The organism is Pseudomonas sp. JZ114, assembly GCF_051027705.1.
Classification (GTDB): Bacteria; Pseudomonadota; Gammaproteobacteria; order Pseudomonadales; family Pseudomonadaceae; genus Chryseomonas; species Chryseomonas luteola.
Map to the genome: position 1 here is coordinate 837,592 of NZ_CP069257.1, position 22,508 is coordinate 860,099.

Sequence of the window (22,508 nt, forward strand, 5' to 3'; positions counted from 1 at the left end):
GCCTTACGTTTTGTCCGCTCGGACGACCAACAGGATTCCTCCTGCAGAAACAGCGGCACCTACCAACATAAGCCACGAGAGCGGTTCGCCGAACATCATCCATGCCCATACCAGCGTAACCGCTGGGCTCAGGTAGAGCACACTGGCTACCCGTGTGGGTGATGAGCGCCGCAGGCACACCCAATACAGACCATAGCCGCCAAGGGTGGAAATTGCCGCGGTCCAAAAGACACTCAATGCAAAACCTGCCGTTGGAATGGGCCAGAGGCTACCCTGCCAGTCTGCAAGCACAGCGAATACCACTGCAGATACCGCACACTGCAGCCACATTGTTGGCAGCAATCCAAGTGGATGAGAAAGCCTGCAATGCTTCTGCCATAACGTAGCCACCGCGAGGGACAGCATGCCCAATATGGGCAGCCCATACGCCCATAAAGGCGCATCCCCCCACGCCAGGGCGTCATAGGTAACCAGTAGCACTCCGCCAAGACCAATGGCCAGCCCCAGCCATACCTTGCCCGAAAGCCGTTGACCCAGAACGGTAACGCTAAGCAGTGCCGTACCGATAGGCAGTAGATCGGCAAGCAATGCAGCCAGACCTGTCGGAACACCCAGCGCAATGCCCTGGACAACACCGATCAGATAACCCGCCATGGCCAGTAGACCTATACCCGCATGCTGCAGGAGCACGGCGGGGTGAACACATCGAAGCGTTTTTATTACGAACGGCAACAGGAAAAGCGTGACCACTACACACCGCCAGAACACAACCAGCAGCGCCGGTGCGTAATCGATTGAAAAACGGGCACCCACAAAGCCCGAACTCCACGTAATGACCATCATTGCTTCAAGCAGGAGTAAAGGCGCTCTGCTGAGAGATAGAACGCCTGAGAGAGCGCTGATTAGGGGTCGGGTCGTTCGAGTGGTCTGATTCATCACCCGACCTTACGAAAACCAGCTAATCTAATAAATCAAAACTTTATCACTTAATGGTTTACAAATATTAAATAATGAATGCAACCCTTGATATCGAGCTGCTTAGAACCTTCGATACCGTGGCTCGAATGGGAAAATTCAGGCTGGCGGCTGAGCATCTTCATAAAAGCCCTGCGGCCATCAGCGTACATATCCAGCGGCTGGAGACCATTGCTGGAGGGCGCCTGCTTGAGCGTGATAACCAGTCGGTATCCCTGACAGCGCTTGGGCAGCGACTGCTCATGTCTGCCGCTGAGCTACTCCAAACCCATGACAGGGTTATGGGCGAGCTGCATGGTCCACATGTGATTGGAAGTGTTCAGTTAGGTATGCCTGATGAATATGCCGCCCATGTCATTGGTGACATCCTGCCCATTTTCACAGCCTCCTGGCCAAATGTAGTGCTGGAGGTAACCACCGCACCGAGTTTTACGCTACGCGATCATCTCCAGCAGGGAAAGCTTGATCTGGCATTGCTGACCCAACCTCGCGCGGCTGGCTCCGACGCACTGGTACTCACTTCCACGACTCCGGTCTGGGTAGGAAGCGCAGTGCTACCCGCCACGTTGAATGATCCTGTACCACTGGCGCTTTACGCAGCGGATTGCCCTTACCGCGAAGCCATGATAAGTACCCTCACAACGGCAGGAAGGCCATGGCGGGTAGTGTTGGACAGCGCCTCCAGCCAGGCGATAAGGGCCTGTGTCGAGGCCGGGCTTGCCGTTACGCTCATGGATCGTGCACGGGTAACCGAAAGAATGGTTATACGCGAGGACTTACCCATCATGCCTGACCACGAGGTGGTATTGGTCCGCCCTCCAGCCAGGGAAAGCAATGAAGCCGTAGAGCTGCTGATAAATTCCATCCAGCGATACTTCCGTCTATAGCTGGCAGAGCTACAAGGTCGCTGCAAAATTGCCCTGCGCGAGATTAGGCTCTTACCCTTTGAAACGGGCGAAGCGGTGTGCTTGTTTCAGATCATTGCACTGGCGCCTATCGACCAAGAGGCTCCTCCTCGGTTGACTTGATACACTTGTCACCTATCAGCCACTCGGTGTGCGCAGAGCGACCAAACACGTGTGCGAGCAGAAGCTTCTGGTTCCAGCGTCTGCCGTATCTGTTATTTGACCAGGATCCTTATGAGAATTGACTCCAACCTACATGATGTTCTTGAGCCTCATACCCAGAGGAAAAACACCAAGCCTCTGGATTACCACTCTCACATCACCTTTACGCATCCAGTGGTGGCAGCATGATTGAAGTAACCGAGGTTTCCATTGCCGCGCTACGTGAGGCGCTTGAGTCAGGCCGTACCACAGCAGTTGAGCTGGTTCATGCCTACCTGGCCCGGATCGAAGCCTATGATGGTCTTGATACGCCCACGGCCCTGAATGCTGTCGTGGTCAGTAACCCTGATGCCCTCAAGGAAGCGGAAGCATCCGATGCCCGTCGCGCCCAAGGCGAAACACTTGGTCCATTGGATGGGATCCCTTATACGGCAAAAGACAGTTATCTGGTGAAAGGGCTGACTGCCGCCTCGGGCAGCCCTGCCTTCAAGGATCTGGTGGCGTACCGCGATGCGTTCACGATCGAGCGTCTGCGGGCGGCAGGTGCGATCTGCCTGGGCAAGACCAATATGCCCCCCATGGCGAATGGTGGTATGCAGCGCGGCGTTTATGGTCGCGCGGAAAGTCCATACAACGGTGATTACCTGACCGCGCCTTTCGCCTCTGGCTCCTCCAACGGTGCAGGTACAGCTACCGCAGCGAGCTTTGCCGCGTTCGGCCTTGCAGAAGAAACATGGTCGAGCGGACGAGGCCCTGCTTCGAATAATGGTTTGTGCGCCTATACCCCTTCACGGGGGGTGATCTCGGTACGCGGGAACTGGCCGCTGACCCCGACGATGGATGTGGTCGTGCCCTTTGCCAGAACCATGGAAGACCTGCTGGAAGTGCTGGATGTGATCGTGGCGGATGACCCGGAAACACGCGGCGATCTGTGGCGGATGCAGCCCTGGGTACCAATCCCGAGCGCCTCTTCGGTGCGGCCCGCCACGTATAGGGAGCTTGCCGCAAAACCTGATGCCCTTGCTGGCAAGCGGTTTGGTGTTCCGCGCATGTACATAAATGCAGACCCCGAGGCAGGGACCAGTGAAAACCCGGGTATCGGCGGTCCGACTGGGCAACGAATCCATACCCGACCTTCAGTCATCGCACTGTGGGAGCAGGCTCGACAAGCCCTTGAGGCCGCGGGTGCCGAAGTGGTCGAGGTTGACTTCCCGATGGTTTCCAATTGCGAAGGCGACCGTCCCGGCGCGCCAACGGTATACAACCGTGGACTGGTCTCGAAAGAGTTTCTTCATGACGAACTGTGGGAGCTGACGGCCTGGGCGTTCGATGATTTTCTTCAGGCCAATGGGGATCCCAAACTGAACCGTCTGGTGGACGTCGATGGCCCGCAAATCTTTCCCCATGACCCGGGCACCCTACCCAACCGGGAAGGTGACCTTGCGGCCGGTATGGACGAGTATGTGAACATGGCCGAGCGCGGCATCACGCCATGGGACAAGATCGCCACGTTACCTGAAGGACTGAAAGGGCTAGAAAAGACGCGCCGGATCGATCTGGAAGACTGGATGACCCAGTTGGGGTTGGATGCAGTCATCTTCCCGACCGTTGCAGACGTAGGGCCAGCCGATGCTGACGTGAATCCCGAGTCGGCCGATATCGCCTGGAGCAATGGCGTCTGGGTCGCCAATGGCAACCTTGCGATTCGTCACTTGGGCGTACCTACCGTAACGGTGCCCATGGGCATTATGGCCGATATCGGTATGCCGGTAGGCCTGACCTTTGCCGGACGTGCCTACGATGATTCCTCCCTGCTGCGTTTTGCAGCGGCTTTCGAATCAACCGGATCGCGCCGCATGATTCCCCCGCGTACTCCACCGTTGCAAACGAGCTGACCAGGAGCTGGGCGAGACTGAGGAGCTGTAACCAGTCCCGCTCAGTTGCCAATATATTCAGGGACTCGCCTGCGCCTTTGTGCAGGTTTGTCCCTGTGTTGCTAAACCAACCTCAGCCCTTACCCAAAGCGCGCTTCAACCCAGCGTTACCAATAGCAAGTGCCAAGCTGTCTTCGGCGAGCCCCAAGGCTGCGTTGATGACTGCACCGGAGCTGCCGTAACGCTTGCGCAGGCGAATGGCGATTTTTGCCGAGATGCAGGCAGCGGTTGCGCCGATCAAAGCGGGGACCAAAGCAGGCTGTCGCTGCGCCCCTGCCAGTGCTGCCGCGGTCACACCTCCTGACAGCGCCCGTACCATCATTGACGGTGCGATTGTCCGATCGGGGGCAAATGGAAGTTTGTCGCCCAACAATTCACTTGCGGCAAGCGGTATCAGGAGATGGCGTGCTCTGGGCTTAACCAGCGCACGGGTCAAGGAGTCTGCGTTGGTAGCAGCCGAACGCCTGGCAAGCGTCTCACTGACCATTGCAGGAGCCAGCATGCTACGCATACCTGTTACGACGCCTAGCGCTAAAGCGCCCCATAAAATACGGTTCGATCTTGTCATGCTCATACCTCCAGTCGTTAAGCATGTCGACCGGCTGTAGCTGGAGGCAGTTCAGGCTGCCAGCAGGATTAAAGCTGTATCGCTTCCTGATAGAGCGGCTTGTCATGAGCTACCATTTTGCTACCAATAAAGGCAACATATGACAAGCCGTTTTCTGGATGCCTATGACTACTTTTTGCTTTAGAACCGAGGCTTTAATGCTTTCCAGTCGGGGTCATATTTCTGCATTTGCCGGACGTCATCACGTTGGCGAATACCGCAGGTAAGATATTGGTCGTTGAGTTTGGCCAGCTGGTCATAATCCAGCTCAACGCCCAGTCCGGGTGCGTCTGTAATCGCAACGCACCCATTGCGAATCGGTAGCTTGCCACCTTTGATAACTTCTTCATCGGCCTCCTGCCAGGGGTAATGTGTGTCGCAGGCATAGGAGAGATTGGGTACAGCAGCCGCTACATGCGTCATTGCCATGAGACTGATGCCCAAGTGCGAGTTGGAATGCATCGAAACGCCCAACCCAAAGGTTTCACACATACGGGAAAGGATCTGGGTATTACGCAGGCCACCCCAATAGTGATGGTCCGCCAGCACAATCTGTACGCTGTTCAGCGCGATGCTGCGGCGGAACTCATCAAAATCCGTCACGACCATGTTGGTCGCCAGTGGAAGGCCTGTGCGCCGATGCAGCTCAGCCATCCCTTCAAGGCCTGGACACGGATCTTCATAGTATTGGAGATCATCGCCTAACAGCTCCGCCATGCGAATCGAAGTCTCGAGTGACCAATTGCCGTTTGGATCGATGCGCAGAGGTATGCCAGGAAAAGCCTGCTTGAGCGCTTTCATACAGGCAACCTCATGCTCGGGGCCCAGCAGGGTTCCCGCCTTAAGCTTGATGCTTTGGAATCCGTTCTCCTCGATCATGGTACGCGCCTGGGCGACTACCTGCTCCGGACTGATCGCCTCGCCCCACCGGTCTGGCTTATAGGGTGACTGAATATGCTCGGCATATTTCAGAAACAGATAGGCGCTGAAGGGGACCTCCCGACGTACGGCGCCGCCCAGAAGATCTACCAGCGGCACCCCTATCGAACGGGCTTGTAGGTCCAGGAAGGCAACCTCGAACGCCGAATACGCATTTGCCACTTGTTTACTAGGGTGTGAACCCGGCGCCAACTCTGCTCCGGGATTGGCACCCGGTTGAAGACGGGCCACTGTCTGGATGACCTGAGCGCGCAACCCATTGAGATCGAAAGGATCAAGGCCGAGCAGGCTTTCCTGCATGGCCTGCAGCACGCTAAGCACCGGTGCATCACCGTAGCTTTCGCCCAAGCCTATAAAACCGTTATCACTCTCGACCTCAATGATCGAGCGCAGCGCATAAGGCTCATGGATACCACTGGCGTTAAGCAGCGGCGCATCCTTGAAGGCAATCGGGGTTACACGGATGTGTTTGATCTTCATGATAGAACTCCTGAAAAACTAGAGAGGGCCTCCGGGGCTGCCCGGCAGGCCCGTCCTTTACTCAAGCAGGCACAGCAGCCACCTTGGCTTTGATACCGTCGCTAGGTCCTCTTCTCGTCTTGGTCATGAAGACCAGAATGCCGGCAATCAAGGAGACCGTGGCAAGGCCAATGAGGCCACCTTCGATCGAGCCGGTCCGTTCCTCCAGAAAGCCAAACGTGGCAGGCGCAACGAAACCGCCCAGGCTACCTACCGAATTGATCAGTGCGATGACTGCCGCCGAGATACGTGCATCCAGATAAGACTGGGGGATCGGCCAGAACAGTGATGACGCTGCCTTGAATCCGATAGCGGCGAAGCAGATAGCCAGAAACGCAAACACCGTCCCCCCCATCGTCGAGGCGAACAGCCCAATGGCTGCAATGATGAAGGCCGATGATGCCCAGGCCTGCTGCCATTTGAAGCGGGACGCCAGACTGGCAAACAGGTACATGGCCACGACGGAAATGATCCAAGGAATGGAATTGAAAAGACCAATCTCGAAGTCGCCCAGCCCGCCCATGGAGCGAATGATGCTTGGCAGCCAGAAAGTGCAGCCGTAGATCGTCAGCGAGATCGAAAAATACAGAAAGCAGAACAGCGCGATTTGCGGATCACGCAACAACTTGAACGCTGAAAGATGAGCCTTGCTCTCGCCTACTGCCAATTCGCGCTGGCGTTGCTCCTCATCGATACAGTCAGTCAGTGCATTGCGCTCTTCCGTGCTCAGCCATTTGGCATCCTTGGGCAGAGAATCCAGCCAGAACCAGACAAAACCGCACAGTACGACCGAGAACAAGCCTTCAATCAGGAACATCCATTGCCAGCCGGACATCCCCAGCCCGGTTATTCCCAGCAGGGCGCCAGACAACGGACCAGAGAGGATAGAGGCAATGGCTGAACCACTCAGAAAAATTGCCATGGCCTTGCCACGCTCATCAGCAGGCAGCCATTTGGTGAAGTAGTAAACCACCCCAGGGAAGAACCCCGCCTCGGCAACACCAAGCAGGAATCGCAGGATATAGAACCAGGTTTCATTGGGTACGAACGCCATGGCCGTTGCGACAATACCCCAGGTGAACATGATGCGCGTCAGCCAGGCCTTGGCACCGAACCGCTGCAAGAGCATGTTGGACGGGACCTCGAATAGCGCATAGCCAATGAAGAATAGGCCGGCACCCAAACCATAGGCAGCGGCACCAATCCCGAGATCGGTCTCGAGATGGCTACGTACAAAGCCGATATTGACCCGGTCGATATAGTTGACGATGAACATGACGACAAATAGCGGCAAGACATGCCGCTTCACCTTGGAGACCGCACGGGTTAGCACCGTGGAGTCCACGGAAGACTGGACATTGCTCATGGGCGACTCCCGCTCATTGTTTTTGTAGGAGAGCGTCGATAATGGAGGCCGATATTGTTACTGTCTAATCTATATTAGATCTTGATTGATACCGGGATTAGATCAATGTTTGAACTCGCTCAACTCCGCTGCTTCACCACGGTAGCCACAGAACTCAACTTTCGCCGTGCGGCAGAGCGGCTGAACATGACGCAGCCGCCGTTAAGTCGGCAGATTCAGTTACTTGAGCATAGCTTGGGCGTAGAACTCTTTTCTCGAAATACGCGCAGCGTAGCCCTGACTGCGGCAGGAAGAGCCTTTTTCATCGAAGCCCAGGCACTTCTGGAGCGAGCACAACAGGCTGCAATTGCCGCGCGACGTTTTGCCGAAGGCGACATCGGCTCGGTTACCATCAGCTTCGTTGGCAGCGCCGTTTATGAGTTTCTTCCCAAGGTCATTGCCGAAGCCCGTCTTAGTCAGCCCAACGTCAAGGTTGCCCTGACGGAGATGAATACGTTTCAGCAACACGAAGCGCTACGGGCACGCCGTATCGACCTGGGTATCGTCCGTGCACCACTCCTGCAGCCGGGCTATGAAACCGAATGCCTGGTTCGTGAGCCGTTCGTGCTTGCTGTACCCGCCAGCCATCCCTTAGCTCATGCACCTGTGATAACCGTGCAGGACCTTCATGGGATGCCCTTTCTCATGTATTCGCACTCAGCTTATCCCCCCTTCAACGAGCTGCTAACCGGTATGTTCCGCTCCGCCAGCGTCGAGCCGGAATACATTCAATGGCTAAGCTCATCGCTCACCATTCTGGCGTTGGTCAACGCGGGGATGGGATTGGCGTTTGTACCTCGCTGCGCCACCAATGTCGTCTTCAAGGAGGTGGTCTTTAGGGAAATCGATCTGGGCGACGGCATACAAAGCGAATTGCATCTGGTATGGCGTACAGATAATGACAATCCCGCCTGCAAGATGCTGCTGGAAGCCATCCGCTCTGCCATCAAGGCGGAGCGTTAGCAGAACCCGCTAGGTCTCTATCAGGAACCCTTATTGGCTCACTCTGCCAGATTGATGAGGATGCTGTAGTCCAACGCTTTGCCGAGGCAGGAAGAGAGCTATCCAGCGGACCGAGTGGTCACAGGCCAGGAAAAAGCCCCGGTAATCGCTTTCGATTTGGACGTACACCTTGGTGCACCCTGATCAAATCTCTCAGCCTTCTCTCTCCGCTTCGTTACGACGAGGGCCACGCTGGACCCTAGAGTAAATCAACCCGGTTGCCTGGAGAAGTAGGCGTACCGTTGTTTAGCAAAACGGTATCGTCTTCTCCGCCAGCACTATCGTGAAGGGTCGGTATCATTCAGTGGATACCGACACAATGGCAACATCTTCTCAGGACTCGTTGACTGACGTCCTATGAACCCCGATAGGTGCTGAAACCATACGGGCTGAGCAGCAGTGGGATGTGATAGTGCTGGTCCGTTTGTTTGACTTCAAAGATCACAGGAATTTCAGGAAAAAAGGTTTCGTGGCCGGTTTTCTTGTAATATTCGCCGGTCTTGAAAACCACTCGATACTCACCTTTCTGTAAGGGCTTATCACTGGGATACAGCTCAGCGATGCGACCTTGCTCGTTGGTAGTGCCTTGGGCCAGCGGCTGCCAAGTCTCTCCGATGTGACGCTCAAGCGTTACATTTACACCGGATGAGGGTACGCCGGTCTCAAGATTGAGCACATGTACGCTAAGCGGATTATTGGCAGCGACAGCCATGCCGGACATTGCTGTCATACCCAGTGCCAGTATCAGAGCTTTCATAGTGGTTCTCCTTTAAGGGTTAGTTTTCAAACCTATTGCCAAGGCAGCCTCGGTCGCACATTGCTCATCCTGGGCAGCGCCGCCAGCACCTGCTACGCCAAAAGCGCCTACCAGCGCGTCGCCTTCATAGAGGGGCACACCGCCTCCAAGCAGCAATAGTTCAGGCAAGGTATTGAGGTTGGCAGCCTCCGGATTCTGACGGGCCTTTTCAGCCAGCAGGCGTGTCGCTGTCTTGGTAGACAATGCGGTATAGGCCTTGCGGCGGGCAGCATCTGCGTTATGAGGACCCACCCGGGTATCGCGCTGAATAAGAATGGGGGTTCCCACCGCGATAAAGCGCTGCCATTGCAGCATGACAGGGCGCAGCGTCCAGCAGGCGACGGGCTGTGGCCAAATCCAGCTCCGCCTGTTTCGGTAAGGCGGCTTCTGCTTGCATTACTGCCAGCATGAGCAGTGTGAATGTAACGATTCTGTCCATGACAGGGCTCCTTGGTTGGATCGATATACCCTAACCAGGCCGCACGGTCAGAAACGGGTCATTGCAATGACATTTTTGTCAGAAACCGCGTGATGCATGTATGACATACCCATTTAACTAGACACCGGGTGTAGTGCTAGGCTTTCCCAACGTACTGCTCAAGGACCATCTTCAATGGAAGTGAAACCACCTGCGTATCGCCCTGGCGCCATCGTTATCGGTGCCTCCTCCGGAATGGGTGAGGCACTGGCGCGCCGTTTGGTAACAGAAGGCTGGCGGGTCGGTTTGGCTGCGCGAAGAGCTGAACGCCTTCAAGCACTCGCCCAGGAACTAGGTGATCACGCCATCATTTGCCCACTGGACCTGATGGAAATAGACGAAGCCCGGATAGCTCTGAAAGGCTTTATCCAGCAGGTAGGTCACGTTGAGCTAATAGTCATCAGTGCGGGGACAGGCCATGTCAATCCGGACCTGACTTGGCAGCTCGATGAAGAAACTATCGCTGTCAATGCACTGGGCTTTGCGGCCATGGCCCAAATAGCCATGAAGCATTTCATAGCGCAGGGACAGGGTCACCTGGTAGGAATTTCATCCATTGCCAAGCTCCGTGCCAATGGGGGCGCTACCGCCTATTGCGCCTCGAAGGCCTTCGTCTCGACATACCTGGATGGCCTGCGCGACCTGGCACGTCACCATAAACTGCCTGTGACAGTAACCGAGGCGTGTCCCGGCTTTGTCGACACCGACATGTTGAAAGCTGATAAACCCTTCTGGGTGGCCACGCCTGAAAAAGCCGCCGATTGTATATATGGCGCCATCAGGACGCGTACCAAGCACGTCTATGTCACCAGGCGCTGGGGCTTGATTGGTCGTCTGCTGCGCCTGCTGCCTTCGCCCGGTTGATGGTAGCTTTAGGCACTCGGGACGGGCACTTCTCAAGCGAGCTGTCCGTGATAACGGGTATACGGCAAGTTCATCGTATGCGTCTTCAAATACAGTGGATTGCCAAGGCGCGGCCCAATCGATGATTGCTTTATAACTGCACGGATAGCCCTTAAAGTCTGATAGGGTCAAGCCGGTTTCTTGACAGGATATCCGCTACGTATAACGGTCTATACCTCGCTGTGACTTCAATAACAGGCCATGACTCTAATTTTGCTAGAAGACGTTTATTAAAGATAAACGAAGATTAATCTTTAATAGCATTTAAAGACTTCCTCATGTCTATCTTTCCTGTTTTATATTGGCGCTTCAAAGGCGTGCCTATATGTATACCAGCGTAAGAAATAGTGATCACGCTAATGAATAAGCAGACTTGATATTTATAGGCTATCAATGCCTCCTGTCCGAAACCTTTCAATCACTAAGTGTTGTTTTTACCTGCAAAAGCGTTTCAGCACATTGGGGTGCGTTAAACATGCAACCGCCTGTCGCCACTATTAACTGGTTAACCTTAAGAAAAAAATAATAGATACGAAAAGCTATTTATCCTTACTCACCTCTGGTTTAGCCATGTTCAACTCGCATCTCAAACAAGAACTTGCTTCTCTCCGAGAAGAAAATGCCTCATTACGGCAGATTCGAGATGCTCTCGAGGCTGAAATGATGACGCTAACGCTTGATAACAACGGCATCATCCAGACCGCCAATGAACAATTTCTTCAAGCGATGGGCTATTCAAAATCAGAAATGGTAGGCCAGCCCCTCGATAAATATATTCCTCCTTACGTTAAACAGCTGGAATGCTATAAGGGCTTACAAGCCGCCATTAAACAGGGCAAACACATTAGTGGTCTTTATCGACTTTCCAAAGCGGATGGCAACCTGGTGTGGCTGCGTGCTGTATGGCAGACGCTAAAAGACCAGAATGGTAGAGCTGCGGGAGTCATCTGCCTGGCGAGTGATGTCACTGAGTCTGTGGATGTGGCCACTGAGAATGCAGGCGTTATCAATGCGTTGCGTCGTTCCACCGCCGTGATTGAGTTCAACCCAGCCGGTGAGGTGCTCAACGCAAACGATAATTTTCTCCAAGGGATCGGCTATCGGCTCGAGCAAATAAAGGGCAAGCATCACCGCATGTTTTGCGAACCGGAAGAATACAACTCCGAAGCGTACCGCGAATTCTGGCGGCGACTTAACCGGGGCGAATATGCTTCTGGCCGCTTCAAGCGTATAGACAGCATGGGCCGCGTGTTATGGCTCGAGGCGAGCTACAATCCGGTCTTTAACACCCGTAATGAGCTCTACAAGATCGTGAAATTTGCCACAGTCATCACCGAACAGGTCAATCAGCAAATGGCCGTTGCCGAGGCCGCCGATATCGCCTATCGCACCTCGCTACACACTGACGACACAGCCAACAAGGGTGCCTCGGTTGTGCAGGATACGGTGAGCGTGATGCGTCAGATTGCCGATGAGATCCAGGTGGCTTCCGATGGCATCGAGGCGCTGAGCAAGCAGTCATTGCTGATCAATACAATCGTACAGACTATCAGCGGCATTGCTCAGCAGACCAACCTGCTAGCCCTTAACGCAGCCATTGAGGCAGCACGTGCCGGTGAGGCGGGCCGGGGTTTTGCTGTGGTTGCAGATGAGGTTCGTCAGTTGGCGGGGCGGACTAGCCTTGCAACGAAGGAAATTGTCGATGTGGTGCAGCAGAACCAGTCACTGGCCGAAGCCGCGGTTGCCAGTATGGCGACCAGTAAAAGCCAGACCGAACATGGCCTTGGTTTGGCAAGCGAGGCTGGCTCGGTAATCCTAGAAATTCAGGATGGTGCCAAAAAGGTGGTAAGTGCGGTAGAGCAATTTGCCAATCAGCTGGAAAGCTGATTCATAAAACGCTGAAAATGACATCCGCTCCGTAAAGCTGAGCGGATGTCAACCAATAAGGACTATCAAGAGGCTTGTATTGATACGGCCGCTAAACCTGAGCTGAAAACTTTTCCACCAGTTTGGTCGTGCCCGCTACGATCAAGAAATCACCTTCATGTATCTGTGTGTCTGCTTTGGCATACACGAAGTCTGTCTTGGGCCGCTTGAGGCCGATCACGGTCACGCCGTAGCGTGTACGAATAGCCGATTCGGCTAGCGTTTTTCCATGGGCTTCCTGTGGCGCTCCGGTTTTGGCAATGGCGAAACCATCCTCAAACTCGATGAATTCGAACATCTTGCCTGTCACCAGATGAGCCACGCGCTCTCCCATGGCGGCCTCTGGATAGACAACATGATGAGCACCGATTCGCTCAAGAATCTGTCCATGCTTTGCACTCATGGCTTTGGCCCAGATGTCTTTCACACCCAGCTCCTGAAGCGCCAGGACGGTTAGAACACTGGCCTCAAGGTCGCTACCAATGCCAACAACAGCATGTATGAATTCATCAACGCCCAACTGGCGCAAGGCTTCGATATTGGTGCTGTCGGTTTGAGCGACATGGGTCAGCCGGTCGGACCAGTTCTGGACGAGGCTTGCATCCTCATCCAGCCCTAGTACTTCATGCCCCATGTCGATTAGCGATTCGGCAACAGAGGCACCAAAGCGGCCCAGACCGATAACGACCACGCTGTCACTTCGGGTCGACGAGAACAGTTTATCCAACAATGGGGCGTTCCTCAGGATAGCGATAAGGTTTGTTTCGGCTACGCAAGGCCAGGGCAGTTGCCACGGTAATCGTCCCGACGCGGCCTACGAACATCAGGACGATGATAACGACCTGCCCTATTGGAGGAAGATCAGCCGTGATTCCCGTGGAAAGACCTACCGTGGCAAAGGCAGAAATTGTTTCGAACGCGATTTTTTCAAGAGGAAACGAGGTCACACTGATCAGAATGAGTGTTGCACTCGCGACCATAGCCGTTCCCAAAAGAACAACAACCAGTGCTTGGCGTTGCGTTTCCGAAGCGATCCGTCGGTTAAAGACTGCGGTATCCGTGTTACCCCGGATCTCTGCCCAAACCACAAAGAACAGTAAAAAGAAGGTAGTAACCTTTATACCTCCAGCGGTACCCGCGCTACCGCCCCCGATAAACATCAGGATGTAATGGATAGCCAAGGTCTCTGTGGTGAATTGCCCGACGTCTAAACTATTAAACCCAGCTGTACGCGCGGCAGCAGAATGGAAAAAGGCGGCCAACAGCTTGGCCCCTGTGTCGAGTGGACCAAGTGTGCCGGCGTTATTCCATTCATATCCCAGCATGGCTACTGTACCGATGATCAACAGGAGCGCCGAGCCCAGCAAGGTAATGCGCGTATGAACAGACCATGGCCGGTTTTTCCGGCGTATGTGCCTGAGCTCATACAGTACGGGAGAGCCGATGCCGCCTATGATCAATGCAGCAGTGATGGGAAGAATCACGATAGGGTCTGCGACGAACCCCATCAGATTATCTGAGTAAGTAGAAAACCCGGCGTTGTTGAACGCCGAAATCGCGTGGAAAATACCATTCCATGCGGCACTTCCCCACGCCTCCTGATAAGCAAAATGCAGATGGAAAGCGAGCAGTGCAGCTATCGTCAACTCGACTGTGAGCGTAACGGCCAACACCAATCGCAGCACCTCAACGACATCACCCAACCCAAGCAGGCGGGTTTCACTCTGGGCCAATAATCGGCTGCTCAGTTGCAAGCGTCGATTAACCAGAAGACCCAACAAGGTTGCACCACTCATGATGCCGATTCCGCCAATCTGGAACAGAACAAGAATGATGACCTGACCGAAGCCGCTCCAATATGTAGCAGTGTCTACGGTGACAAGACCGGTCACACAGGTTGCCGAAACCGCAGTAAACAAGGCCGTCAGAAAGGGAGCGCTCGCTTCACCGGCTCGCGCCACTGGCAACATGAGTAATGACGTGCCTATCAGTATGGTAATCAGGAAGGCCAACGGCACCAGCCGGGCGGGATGTTTTATGGTATTTCGCAGCAAGGGCCTGTTCTCGAGTCATTGTTTTGTATGCATTTACATTATGGCAAGACGCAACGATATGCGCGTCTATGAGACCACAGTGAGAAAACGGCGTCCTCAAAAACTCTTATGATTGGCAACCTAATAAATAGCCTGACTATTGTTGGCATCCTTCCAAAGCCGTTCCTATACTCAAGCTGCTTTACGCACCGGTTGGGTGCCATGTTGACTCATTTGAGTGTTGGTTAGGGAAGACCAGAATTCTTGCCTGCCCGTTCTGATGCGCTTTTACATGGCTCCCAGCCATTTGCTGATAGATACCCGCAGGCCAGACGCCTATGCAGTTGTGGGTGAGCCGTCATCAGTTGATAACGATTTCAGCGGTCTCATGACTTTGATATAGGGAGATTTTTCAATGCCTGCGCTCAAACCCCTCGCCCTTGCCGTACTGGCTACCCTCACCCTGCACGCTCATGCAGAAAACAACACGGTAGATCTTAATCAGGACGGCGAAAACAACACCTCCACGATCGAACAGAGCGGTACGTCCAATAACTTTACGCAAACGCAGACAGGGCAAAACGGTTACGGATTCATTGAGCAGTCCGGTACTGAAAACAGCGGCACGGTTTACCAAGAGGGCGTTGGCAACAGGACGCAATTTATCCAGGAAGGCGGAAGCCTCAACGTTGGGCAGATTTACCAGTCGGGCAATGAGAATACGGCTTATATCACTCAAAGTGACTACGAACATCGCGGTATGGGGTTTCGTGGCAAGGCCGATCAAGATACCGCAATCATTGAGCAAAACGGCACGGCAAACAACGCTGGCATCAACCAGACCCTATCGTCTTACAGCAATGCCTCCATACGCCAGAATGGCGACAATAACGATGCTAACAGTGAACACTACAGCTCCAACTACGGAACTCAAACGACAGTTCAGGAAGGCAGCGGTAACAGAAGTGACATCTTCCAGTCCTTCAGCGAGTACCCAATCGCCTCGGTTTATCAGTACGGTGATAACAACGATGCGCGGGTTTCTCAGCTGATCGATAACAGCGTCGCGCTTGCTACCCAGGAAGGAAATGGAAATAGCATCAGGCTGACGCAGAACAGCATCTTTGGGGAACCCTCTGCAAATAATGCTACTGCACGTGTCGATCAGTCCGGCGACCTCAATAAAGTCGATATCACGCAGGGCGGGACCTACAACGAAGTCAATGTATCGCAAACAGGTAACAGCAACGTTGTAGGCGTGGCAGGAGAGACGTCCTACGACGTGGCCCAGACAGGTAACCGCAACTTCCTGTCATCGGTTCAGGACGGAACGGGTAACGAGCTGTACTTCAACCAGAACGGCGATGACAACGAACTGTATGTATCACAGTCGGGTGATGCCAACACGATTACGGCTACGCAAACCGGCGTAGGCTATTCGGCCATTCTCTCTCAGAATGGCTCAGCCAACAGCATGAACGTAACCCAATCTTCTCAGGGCGATATAGCGACCATTAGCCAGAGCGGTACGGGTAACACTGCGACACTGACACAGCGTTAACCGCTGACGCTGGCCAGGTTCAGGCGCCTTGCGAAAGGCCTCTGAACCGGGCTCTTATCCTTAAATACAGGTTCCCACAGGGTCTACCGGCGGCGTATTGTCATCCTCCGCAGGCATCTCGTCCGGGTGAGTCTCGTCTGGAACACCGTCATCGAAATGACGATGAGGATCGTTGTCCATCAGCTGTACTCCGGGTCAGTCGGATTCTTTTGAGGAAGACGCTCATCGGGGGCATGCTCACGCTGATCATCACCGATTGGCTCATCCTGTGGTGAAGGGGTTGGATCGATTTCCGGGTCGTCCGGTGCCTTTTGGAATTCAACCATCAGTCTTCTCCTGTGCAGTGGGTGCCCTTTTTGTTGGGCAAGTCTATGGCCACTTTGTTCAGGCTGGCTGAGCGCTTAGGGTTATTGCAGCAGGGATTGAAGATAAGGATCCGCACTTTACTGGACTATTACACGTCTCCTGCCCCAGCGAGCCGACGTCTGACCCCTAGCGACTTGGCAAAGCTTTTCTATGCTTTGGAATATACCGTTCAGGCAACAAGGAGCCTTCATGAATATCGACACCCTGTTCAATGAGATTCACAACCTGCCCAGCGTGCCCAAGGTCGCCCAGGATCTCATCCAGCAATTCGATAACCCTTCCTCCAGCCTGGACAGTGTTGCGCGTAATGTAGAGCGGGATCCCGTCATTGCCGCCAAGGTATTACGCCTCGCCAATTCGGCCCGGTTCAAGGGTGCTCGTGATTCGACCAGCATCGAAGATGCCACCATGCGCCTGGGCTTCAATACGCTTCGTACGTTGGTTCTGGCGTCCGCCATGACAGGCGCGTTCAAGGTTGACTCAGGCTATAACCTGAAAGCGTTCTGGACTCACAGTTTTCGGGTAGCCAGTATCTGTCGACTCCTGGCAAAGCAGCTGGGCAAAGACCCGGACACAGCCTTTACCTGTGGCATGATGCATAACATTGGTGAGCTGCTGATTCAGGCGGGTGCGCCTGACTATGCAGCCAAGCTGAACAAGCAACCTAAAAAGGACGCTACGGGACGAGCAGCGGATGAGACCGTGCAATTGGGCTTTGGCTATCCAGAAGTAGGGGCAGAGCTGGCAAAGCGTTGGCAATTACCCAAGGTCATTCAACAAGCGATCGCTTATCAAGGTCGTCCCACCCAGGCACCTGCCGACGCGGACGATTACCCACGCATTGTGGCGCAAGCGGTAGCGATCAGCGATGTCTACGAAGCCCATGGTGCCACGCCTGAGGCACAGCAACATCTGAGCGGGCCCCTGTTCAACGGACTAGATACAGACAAGCTATTTGCTGCCTTACCCGACGTGCTTGAAGCCGACAAGGCGTTTGCCGAACTGATCGGCTGAACCCTGCCCGGCAGCCATGTGCTGCCGGGTATCACCTCAGCTTAACGGTCAGGTCGCCGGAACGACAAGATCGCCGCCGGGCCGGCGAAAGCCCAGCATGTTGCCATAACGCATGACCCCCCAGGTTTCCACGACCGGACCGGAGCGCAGCATCATGCGGACTTTGACTTCACTCTGGTAACTGGGAATGACGGTACAGGCCTTGGCCTGCTCGCCAGGAATATGGAAGGTGTTCTGTGGATCCAGAGCGGCCTGCGGGCAACGGTCAAAGCCGAAGACCGGCACTTCTGCACCATTCACCACGATCTTGAAGCCGGGGCCCATCGTGATCACAGGAGGCAGATCAGCCCATGCAAGACCACTTGTTACACCAAGGGCCACGGTTGCCGCCAACATACGGATTGCCTTCATAGACTGGCTCTCCTCTACCTATAAAGCACTACCACTTAAGACTAGAACCGCTAATCACGGAGGGGTTCCCCTAAGTCTTGTAGAGCAGGCCCAACGGTCCCGACGATACGACGCCCATGTTTCAACTGATCGTGTTACCGGTCGAAACCCAAACGCCGCCTTACGGATAAAGGCTATGCTCATCAACTAGACGCTGGATTGAGCTATAGGAGACACAGGAAAAAAGACTTTTTTCAGGAAATCTTGCATGCGTTTGATAGGCAAAGTGACGTGCAGGAAAACAAAGCGGAACGCTCTTTTTGAATAAACGAAAGGCTGAATCGGCTATGTCCATGTCTATCTGAACGCCTGGTTCAGTACCAGGAGAAAGATCGCTCAGGATCGCAGTACAGTCATTGGATAATCAGCGCTGCAATGCGTTCTATCCGACCCAAAGGTTGAGCTGTAAGACTAGCGCATTAACCAAACCGGCTGAGCTTGTGCTTTTCATGAGCTAACTATGCGCTTTATGGCTTACGCCAGCGTTCTAGCTCGTTGCTAATAGCATTTCCGCAACGCCAGCTATGGGCTCTCACATCCATACCTGGCGGGGTCAGGAGGGGCTTGCAACCATGCGTACCCCTCCTGAAGGCTGATTACGTCCGAAATCCTCCGATCAATCCATGTAGCTCCTCAGAAAGATGCTCCAGACGTGCGGCATCTGTACGAGCCGCTTGAGCCAACCGCTCTACCACCAGGGCGTCGTCATGAATGTGCGAAATATGTCGATTGATATCTTCGGCGACCTGATGCTGCTCTTCGGCAGCCGCAGATATTTGTATGTTCTGATCGCGGATATTGTCGACCGAGCAGCGGATCTGCTCAAAGCTAACCCTGGCTAATTGAATGCGCTCGACGCTGTTATGGGACATCGACAAGCTGTTTTGCATCTGTTTCGTGACTTCCTGGGTGCGTCGCGCCAGACCGCCCAAAAGCCCGTCAATCTCTCCGGTTGAATCAGACGTGCGCTTGGCTAATGCTCGAACCTCATCGGCCACTACGGCAAAGCCTCTGCCCTGCTCGCCTGCTCGAGCCGCCTCGATGGCAGCGTTTAGGGCCAGCAGGTTTGTCTGATCGGCAATCGAGCGGATTGTGTCGAGGATGGCATTAATGTTCTTGCTGTCCTGCTCAAGAACAAGCATCGCCTGGGTAGCCTGCGCGAGGTTGTCACTTAGTTGCGAAACACTTCCTGTAGCCTCGTCGATTTGTAGTTGACCATTATGTACCTCGCGAAAACCGGTATCTGCCGATACCGCGGCTTGACTACAAGAGCGCGCCACTTCGTTGGCTGTAGCAACCATCTCATTAAATGCAGTAGAAACAAGCTCTACGGCTTCGCGTTGCCGGCCTGCAGCATCGTTAATTTGATGCGCGACGCGTGCACTGTCGTGGGAGGCTTGCTGCAACCCTGTCGATGCACTGCTGACGCGCTGCACAAGCTGACGGATTGTGTCCAGGAACTGGTTGAACCAACGCGCAAGCAGGGCTGTTTCGTCCTTGCCACGAACGGTCAAACTCCGGCTTAAATCACCCTCACCCTGTGCAATGCCCTCCAGCCCATCGGCTACGCTGCGGATTGGCTTTGCGATTAAACCGGCGAAGCTGGCGCCCACCAGAGCAAAGATAATAACCAAAACCGTAGCGATCAAAGCGATCTGCCAAGTAAGGCTTGACGTCCTAGCCATCACTTCGTCGCGCTGAATCAACCCGATGAAGCGCCAGCCCAGGTCTGGCGAAGACCAGACATTTGCCATGTACTGCACACCATCAAGTTCAACTTGCTGCAGTCCGCTCGTAGCGCTCGCCAAGCGAGCGTATTCATTACCTAAGTCCTTTAGCGACTTGAAGTTATGTTCTGCATGGCTGGGGTCGACCAGTACGTTACCATTGTCTTCGATCAGCATAAGGTAGCCGCTATGACCCAACTTGATCTGCTTAACCAGGTCGGTCAGCTGCTTGAGCGACACATCCAGCCCAAGCACGCCAACTGGCCTGCCCTGAGCATCGTCTATGGTGCGTACGGTTCCCATTAGCACCACATCGTCAGGTGCCCAGTAATACGCTGATGTCCGTACCGTTTTGCCCGGATTATCCATAGCGGTCTTATACCAGGGTCGTACCCGTGGATCGTAATTGCTGAGCTTAGGATCGTCCGGCCATAGTGCATAGCCGCCATCAGCCTGCCCTACTGACAAATAGGCCGTAGCGGGATGCGTAGTGGCAAATCGAGTAAAAAGATCAAGCATTACCGCGTTGCTGCTGGGTGTTGGCAGTTGATCAGCATTGGGCTGCATATAACGTTTGAGTGGCTCTGTATTTGTCACAGCGGGCAGCTTAGCGAGATACTCAACGTTCTGGCTGATGCCGGCAAAAAATTGTTGCATAGCATTGTCGATCTGACGAATTTCACGACTACTGCTGTCAATAAAGTCGTCCTGAGCCTGGCTGCGCAGGTTCATAGCCACAACGACCACTATCAGAAGCACAGGTGTACAGGCAATGGCCGCAAATGCGCAGGTAAGTTTTTGTTTGATATTCATAACGGCCTTGCTCCAGCGAAAGCAATAGGTGGTATTTGCCAATCAAGGTGGGGCAAAGGAGTAATGAAAGAATCGATTGGTATGAAAGTTATCTGCTGGAAGCTTGATAGCTGTAGGCCTAACAACGTTTTTAAACGTGTGCAAATGCAACCTTGAGGTCAATGAGAAAACCAAGCTATCTCGAGGACAGTATCGATAATTAGAAAGATAGCTCTGCAATATTTTTAGTAGTACCCCACTAGTTCAGCCAAATCGTTTTAGTCTGTACATTTAAATATTTGGCGCCAAGGTTACCGCAGAGCGCTAATTACGCAGCGCAAATAGCATCTAACCATGACGGATTGAAATTGAAGCCTGAAAACCGTGTCTATCAACATGCATCTCTTTGAGGACGACCGTATGGATGGGCACGAAAAGTATGAAGCACTGACGGGCAAGTCGTGGACGGCAGCTGTGACAGAGTGGAATCAACTTGAGCAACGGGTACAAGAAGCAGCCACTCAATATCTCGAATGCGCAGCACCTCATCAATCGGAAGAACGGAAACAGCTCGAAACGGCCTTGAGATCACGACACAGCGAAGCGGACGCGTACTGGAAAAAGATGTGGGAAGATCTTGATCGCTGTTAGCAAAAAGCCCGGTCATATAACCGGGCTTCTATTCGAGTATTCGACTACAAGGGACGATTTACATCGTCATCATCCAAAGTATCGTCTGGCATAGCGGGATCAACCACATCGCCACCAATACCTGTATCGTCTGGTTTAAGCGGATCAGGGCTTTGCGCTGTTAGTGGAGCGTGCTCATACGTAGCCATGGTGCATCTCCTTTCTTATAAGGCCAAAGCGGCCTTATAACTTGGAGTCGTCAAACCAAGAAGTGTTCGCACCACCGTTTCCGCTCGTCTAATTAGCTGAACAATAAAAGCTCGGCATAAAACCGAGCGTTCATCTACGCAGATCAGTCCAGCAGGCTATAGGTAATCGTCGCTAAACATAAAAAGGTCAGAATCCCAATTCCCAGCGCTATAGGCATACACATCATGCCAAAGGACAGGTATTCCAGCAGCCAACCCATAATGCCAAATAAAAGAAAAAGAACAGCTGCACCTACCGCTAATGCGGTTCCTTGTCTTACCAAGAAACCACCGCCTGACCTGACCATAATGATGCCTCTGCAGGAGCAGCGATTGCTGCTGCGCAGAAATATCATGTTGTGACAGGATTCACATCAAATACTGTATTAACAATCCGACCGTTAATCTGATACCTCAAGCCTTGCATTGGCAGGACTTGAGGTAACCCTCTATCAGATGCCACCTTCTTCATCGGCCTCGTCAGGTGCCTGGTCAGGGTCCAGTGGTGCCATCTCGTCATCGTTCGCACCTACTTCATCACCCGGACCTAATGGATCAGAGCCCTGCATCCGCCATGTGTCGATTGGTTGAGTATTCATATACACCTCGAGTGAGGTCCTAAATGACCCTATCGTTGGACAGCACCTGTAGGGCTTCATTGAATCCGTGAAACGCTTTGAATCAAACGGTCTTTATGAATACCCAAGGCTTGGCGGCCTTAATGCTCTGGTTCCGCTACTGGTTGATCCAAAGTATCTAACGATGCAAAGACCTCTCGGGCTGCGAACAGTCCGTTCAATGCCGCTGGGAAGCCTGCATAGACCGCCATCTGCATGATGGTTTCAATGACTTCTTCACGCGAAACACCTACATTCAGCGCGCCCTGGATATGTACTCTGAGTTGAGGCGCTGCATTCCCCATAGCCGTGAGCGCCGCCACCACTGCAATTTCTCGACTTTTAAGGTCAAGACCGGGACGAGAGTAGATGTCTCCAAACGGAAACTCGATTAGATAGCGTGCAAAGTCCGGAGCGATGTCAGCAAGACTGGCGACGACGCGCTCGCCTATCTCACCATCGATTTCCTTTAATTTCTCAAGTCCGCGTTCATAGCGCGTTGCAGTGTTCATCAGGCGT

20 protein-coding genes and 4 pseudogenes are annotated in these 22,508 nt (G+C 53.7%); 9 read left to right on the top strand and 15 right to left on the bottom strand.

Annotation, left to right across the window (positions count from 1 at the left end; genetic code table 11):
- Positions 1-3: 3 nt before the first annotated feature.
- Positions 4-840, bottom strand: coding sequence for a DMT family transporter (locus JQR90_RS23250; protein WP_434156957.1), 837 nt, complete (start codon positions 838-840; stop codon positions 4-6).
- A gap of 170 nt (positions 841-1,010) precedes the next feature.
- Between JQR90_RS23250 and JQR90_RS23255 the strand changes: the two genes are divergently transcribed.
- Positions 1,011-1,862 (top strand): LysR substrate-binding domain-containing protein, encoded by an 852-nt coding sequence (locus JQR90_RS23255; RefSeq protein ID WP_010798764.1) that lies wholly within the window; start codon positions 1,011-1,013, stop codon positions 1,860-1,862.
- A gap of 365 nt (positions 1,863-2,227) precedes the next feature.
- Positions 2,228-3,937 carry an amidase gene (locus tag JQR90_RS23260; RefSeq protein ID WP_010798766.1) on the top strand — a complete coding sequence of 570 codons (1,710 nt, stop codon included), beginning with the start codon at positions 2,228-2,230 and terminating at the stop codon, positions 3,935-3,937.
- A gap of 112 nt (positions 3,938-4,049) precedes the next feature.
- Here JQR90_RS23260 and JQR90_RS23265 read toward each other — a convergent pair whose 3' ends face one another.
- From JQR90_RS23265 to JQR90_RS23275, 3 genes are all read right to left on the bottom strand, one after another.
- Positions 4,050-4,544, bottom strand: a complete 495-nt coding sequence (locus tag JQR90_RS23265; protein ID WP_010798767.1) for a hypothetical protein — start codon at positions 4,542-4,544, stop codon at positions 4,050-4,052.
- A 180-nt stretch (positions 4,545-4,724) separates the two neighbouring features.
- Positions 4,725-6,002, bottom strand: a complete 1,278-nt coding sequence (locus tag JQR90_RS23270) for a glucarate dehydratase family protein (RefSeq protein ID WP_010798768.1) — start codon at positions 6,000-6,002, stop codon at positions 4,725-4,727.
- A gap of 61 nt (positions 6,003-6,063) precedes the next feature.
- A complete protein-coding gene (locus JQR90_RS23275; RefSeq protein ID WP_434140841.1) occupies positions 6,064-7,407 on the bottom strand; it encodes an MFS transporter in 1,344 nt (447 codons plus the stop codon).
- Between the two features lie 105 nt (positions 7,408-7,512).
- Between JQR90_RS23275 and JQR90_RS23280 the strand changes: the two genes are divergently transcribed.
- Positions 7,513-8,409, top strand: a complete 897-nt coding sequence (locus JQR90_RS23280) for a LysR substrate-binding domain-containing protein (protein ID WP_010798770.1) — start codon at positions 7,513-7,515, stop codon at positions 8,407-8,409.
- A gap of 394 nt (positions 8,410-8,803) precedes the next feature.
- On the opposite strand, the gene uraH is transcribed toward JQR90_RS23280, so the two are convergent.
- Together uraH and JQR90_RS23290 are read right to left on the bottom strand one after the other, a co-directional pair.
- Positions 8,804-9,205 carry a hydroxyisourate hydrolase gene (gene uraH, locus JQR90_RS23285; protein WP_010798771.1) on the bottom strand — a complete coding sequence of 134 codons (402 nt, stop codon included), beginning with the start codon at positions 9,203-9,205 and terminating at the stop codon, positions 8,804-8,806.
- 12 nt (positions 9,206-9,217) lie between these two features.
- Positions 9,218-9,683, bottom strand: a pseudogene (locus JQR90_RS23290) (heme-binding protein).
- 174 nt (positions 9,684-9,857) lie between these two features.
- Between JQR90_RS23290 and JQR90_RS23295 the strand changes: the two are divergent.
- The 3 genes and pseudogenes from JQR90_RS23295 to JQR90_RS23305 all read left to right on the top strand — a co-directional run.
- Positions 9,858-10,586 (top strand): SDR family NAD(P)-dependent oxidoreductase, encoded by a 729-nt coding sequence (locus tag JQR90_RS23295; protein WP_010798773.1) that lies wholly within the window; start codon positions 9,858-9,860, stop codon positions 10,584-10,586.
- A gap of 702 nt (positions 10,587-11,288) precedes the next feature.
- Positions 11,289-11,966, top strand: a pseudogene (locus JQR90_RS23300) (PAS domain-containing protein); the annotation flags it as partial.
- 117 nt (positions 11,967-12,083) lie between these two features.
- A pseudogene (locus JQR90_RS23305) lies at positions 12,084-12,512 on the top strand (methyl-accepting chemotaxis protein); the annotation flags it as partial.
- A gap of 91 nt (positions 12,513-12,603) precedes the next feature.
- Here the strand turns inward: JQR90_RS23305 and JQR90_RS23310 are convergent.
- A complete protein-coding gene (locus JQR90_RS23310) occupies positions 12,604-13,281 on the bottom strand; it encodes a potassium channel family protein (RefSeq protein ID WP_010798775.1) in 678 nt (225 codons plus the stop codon).
- The gene (locus JQR90_RS23315) at positions 13,271-14,602 is read right to left on the bottom strand and encodes a TrkH family potassium uptake protein (protein ID WP_037031169.1); all 1,332 of its coding nucleotides are present in this window, start codon (positions 14,600-14,602) and stop codon (positions 13,271-13,273) included. The genes JQR90_RS23310 and JQR90_RS23315 overlap by 11 nt, the downstream gene beginning before the upstream one ends.
- Before the next feature lie 397 nt (positions 14,603-14,999).
- Between JQR90_RS23315 and JQR90_RS23320 the strand changes: the two genes are divergently transcribed.
- Positions 15,000-16,145, top strand: a complete 1,146-nt coding sequence (locus tag JQR90_RS23320; RefSeq protein ID WP_010798777.1) for a hypothetical protein — start codon at positions 15,000-15,002, stop codon at positions 16,143-16,145.
- A gap of 179 nt (positions 16,146-16,324) precedes the next feature.
- On the opposite strand, the gene JQR90_RS23325 is transcribed toward JQR90_RS23320, so the two are convergent.
- Positions 16,325-16,471, bottom strand: a complete 147-nt coding sequence (locus JQR90_RS23325) for a hypothetical protein (RefSeq protein ID WP_010798779.1) — start codon at positions 16,469-16,471, stop codon at positions 16,325-16,327.
- Between the two features lie 229 nt (positions 16,472-16,700).
- On the opposite strand from JQR90_RS23325, the gene JQR90_RS23330 reads away from it, so the two are divergent.
- Positions 16,701-17,525, top strand: coding sequence for an HDOD domain-containing protein (locus JQR90_RS23330; RefSeq protein ID WP_286790283.1), 825 nt, complete (start codon positions 16,701-16,703; stop codon positions 17,523-17,525).
- 48 nt (positions 17,526-17,573) lie between these two features.
- On the opposite strand, the gene JQR90_RS23335 is transcribed toward JQR90_RS23330, so the two are convergent.
- The 3 genes and pseudogenes from JQR90_RS23335 to JQR90_RS23345 all read right to left on the bottom strand — a co-directional run.
- Positions 17,574-17,936 (bottom strand): hypothetical protein, encoded by a 363-nt coding sequence (locus JQR90_RS23335; protein ID WP_010798781.1) that lies wholly within the window; start codon positions 17,934-17,936, stop codon positions 17,574-17,576.
- A gap of 635 nt (positions 17,937-18,571) precedes the next feature.
- Positions 18,572-19,276 (bottom strand): methyl-accepting chemotaxis protein, encoded by a 705-nt coding sequence (locus JQR90_RS23340; RefSeq protein WP_371106402.1) that lies wholly within the window; start codon positions 19,274-19,276, stop codon positions 18,572-18,574.
- A 150-nt stretch (positions 19,277-19,426) separates the two neighbouring features.
- Positions 19,427-20,515 (bottom strand): annotated as a pseudogene (locus JQR90_RS23345) (cache domain-containing protein); the annotation flags it as partial.
- A 399-nt stretch (positions 20,516-20,914) separates the two neighbouring features.
- Between JQR90_RS23345 and JQR90_RS23350 the strand changes: the two are divergent.
- Complete coding sequence (locus tag JQR90_RS23350) at positions 20,915-21,145, top strand: hypothetical protein (protein ID WP_010798783.1); 231 nt, start codon at positions 20,915-20,917, stop codon at positions 21,143-21,145.
- 44 nt (positions 21,146-21,189) lie between these two features.
- Here JQR90_RS23350 and JQR90_RS23355 read toward each other — a convergent pair whose 3' ends face one another.
- The 3 genes from JQR90_RS23355 to JQR90_RS23365 all read right to left on the bottom strand — a co-directional run bounded on the left by JQR90_RS23355 (position 21,190) and on the right by JQR90_RS23365 (position 22,501).
- Entirely contained in the window at positions 21,190-21,333 is a 144-nt protein-coding gene (locus JQR90_RS23355) for a hypothetical protein (RefSeq protein WP_010798784.1), read from the bottom strand.
- 491 nt (positions 21,334-21,824) lie between these two features.
- Positions 21,825-21,971: a hypothetical protein gene (locus JQR90_RS23360; protein ID WP_010798786.1), complete on the bottom strand. Its 147-nt coding sequence runs from the start codon at positions 21,969-21,971 to the stop codon at positions 21,825-21,827.
- Between the two features lie 119 nt (positions 21,972-22,090).
- Positions 22,091-22,501 (bottom strand): carboxymuconolactone decarboxylase family protein, encoded by a 411-nt coding sequence (locus JQR90_RS23365; RefSeq protein WP_010798787.1) that lies wholly within the window; start codon positions 22,499-22,501, stop codon positions 22,091-22,093.
- Positions 22,502-22,508: the final 7 nt, after the last annotated feature.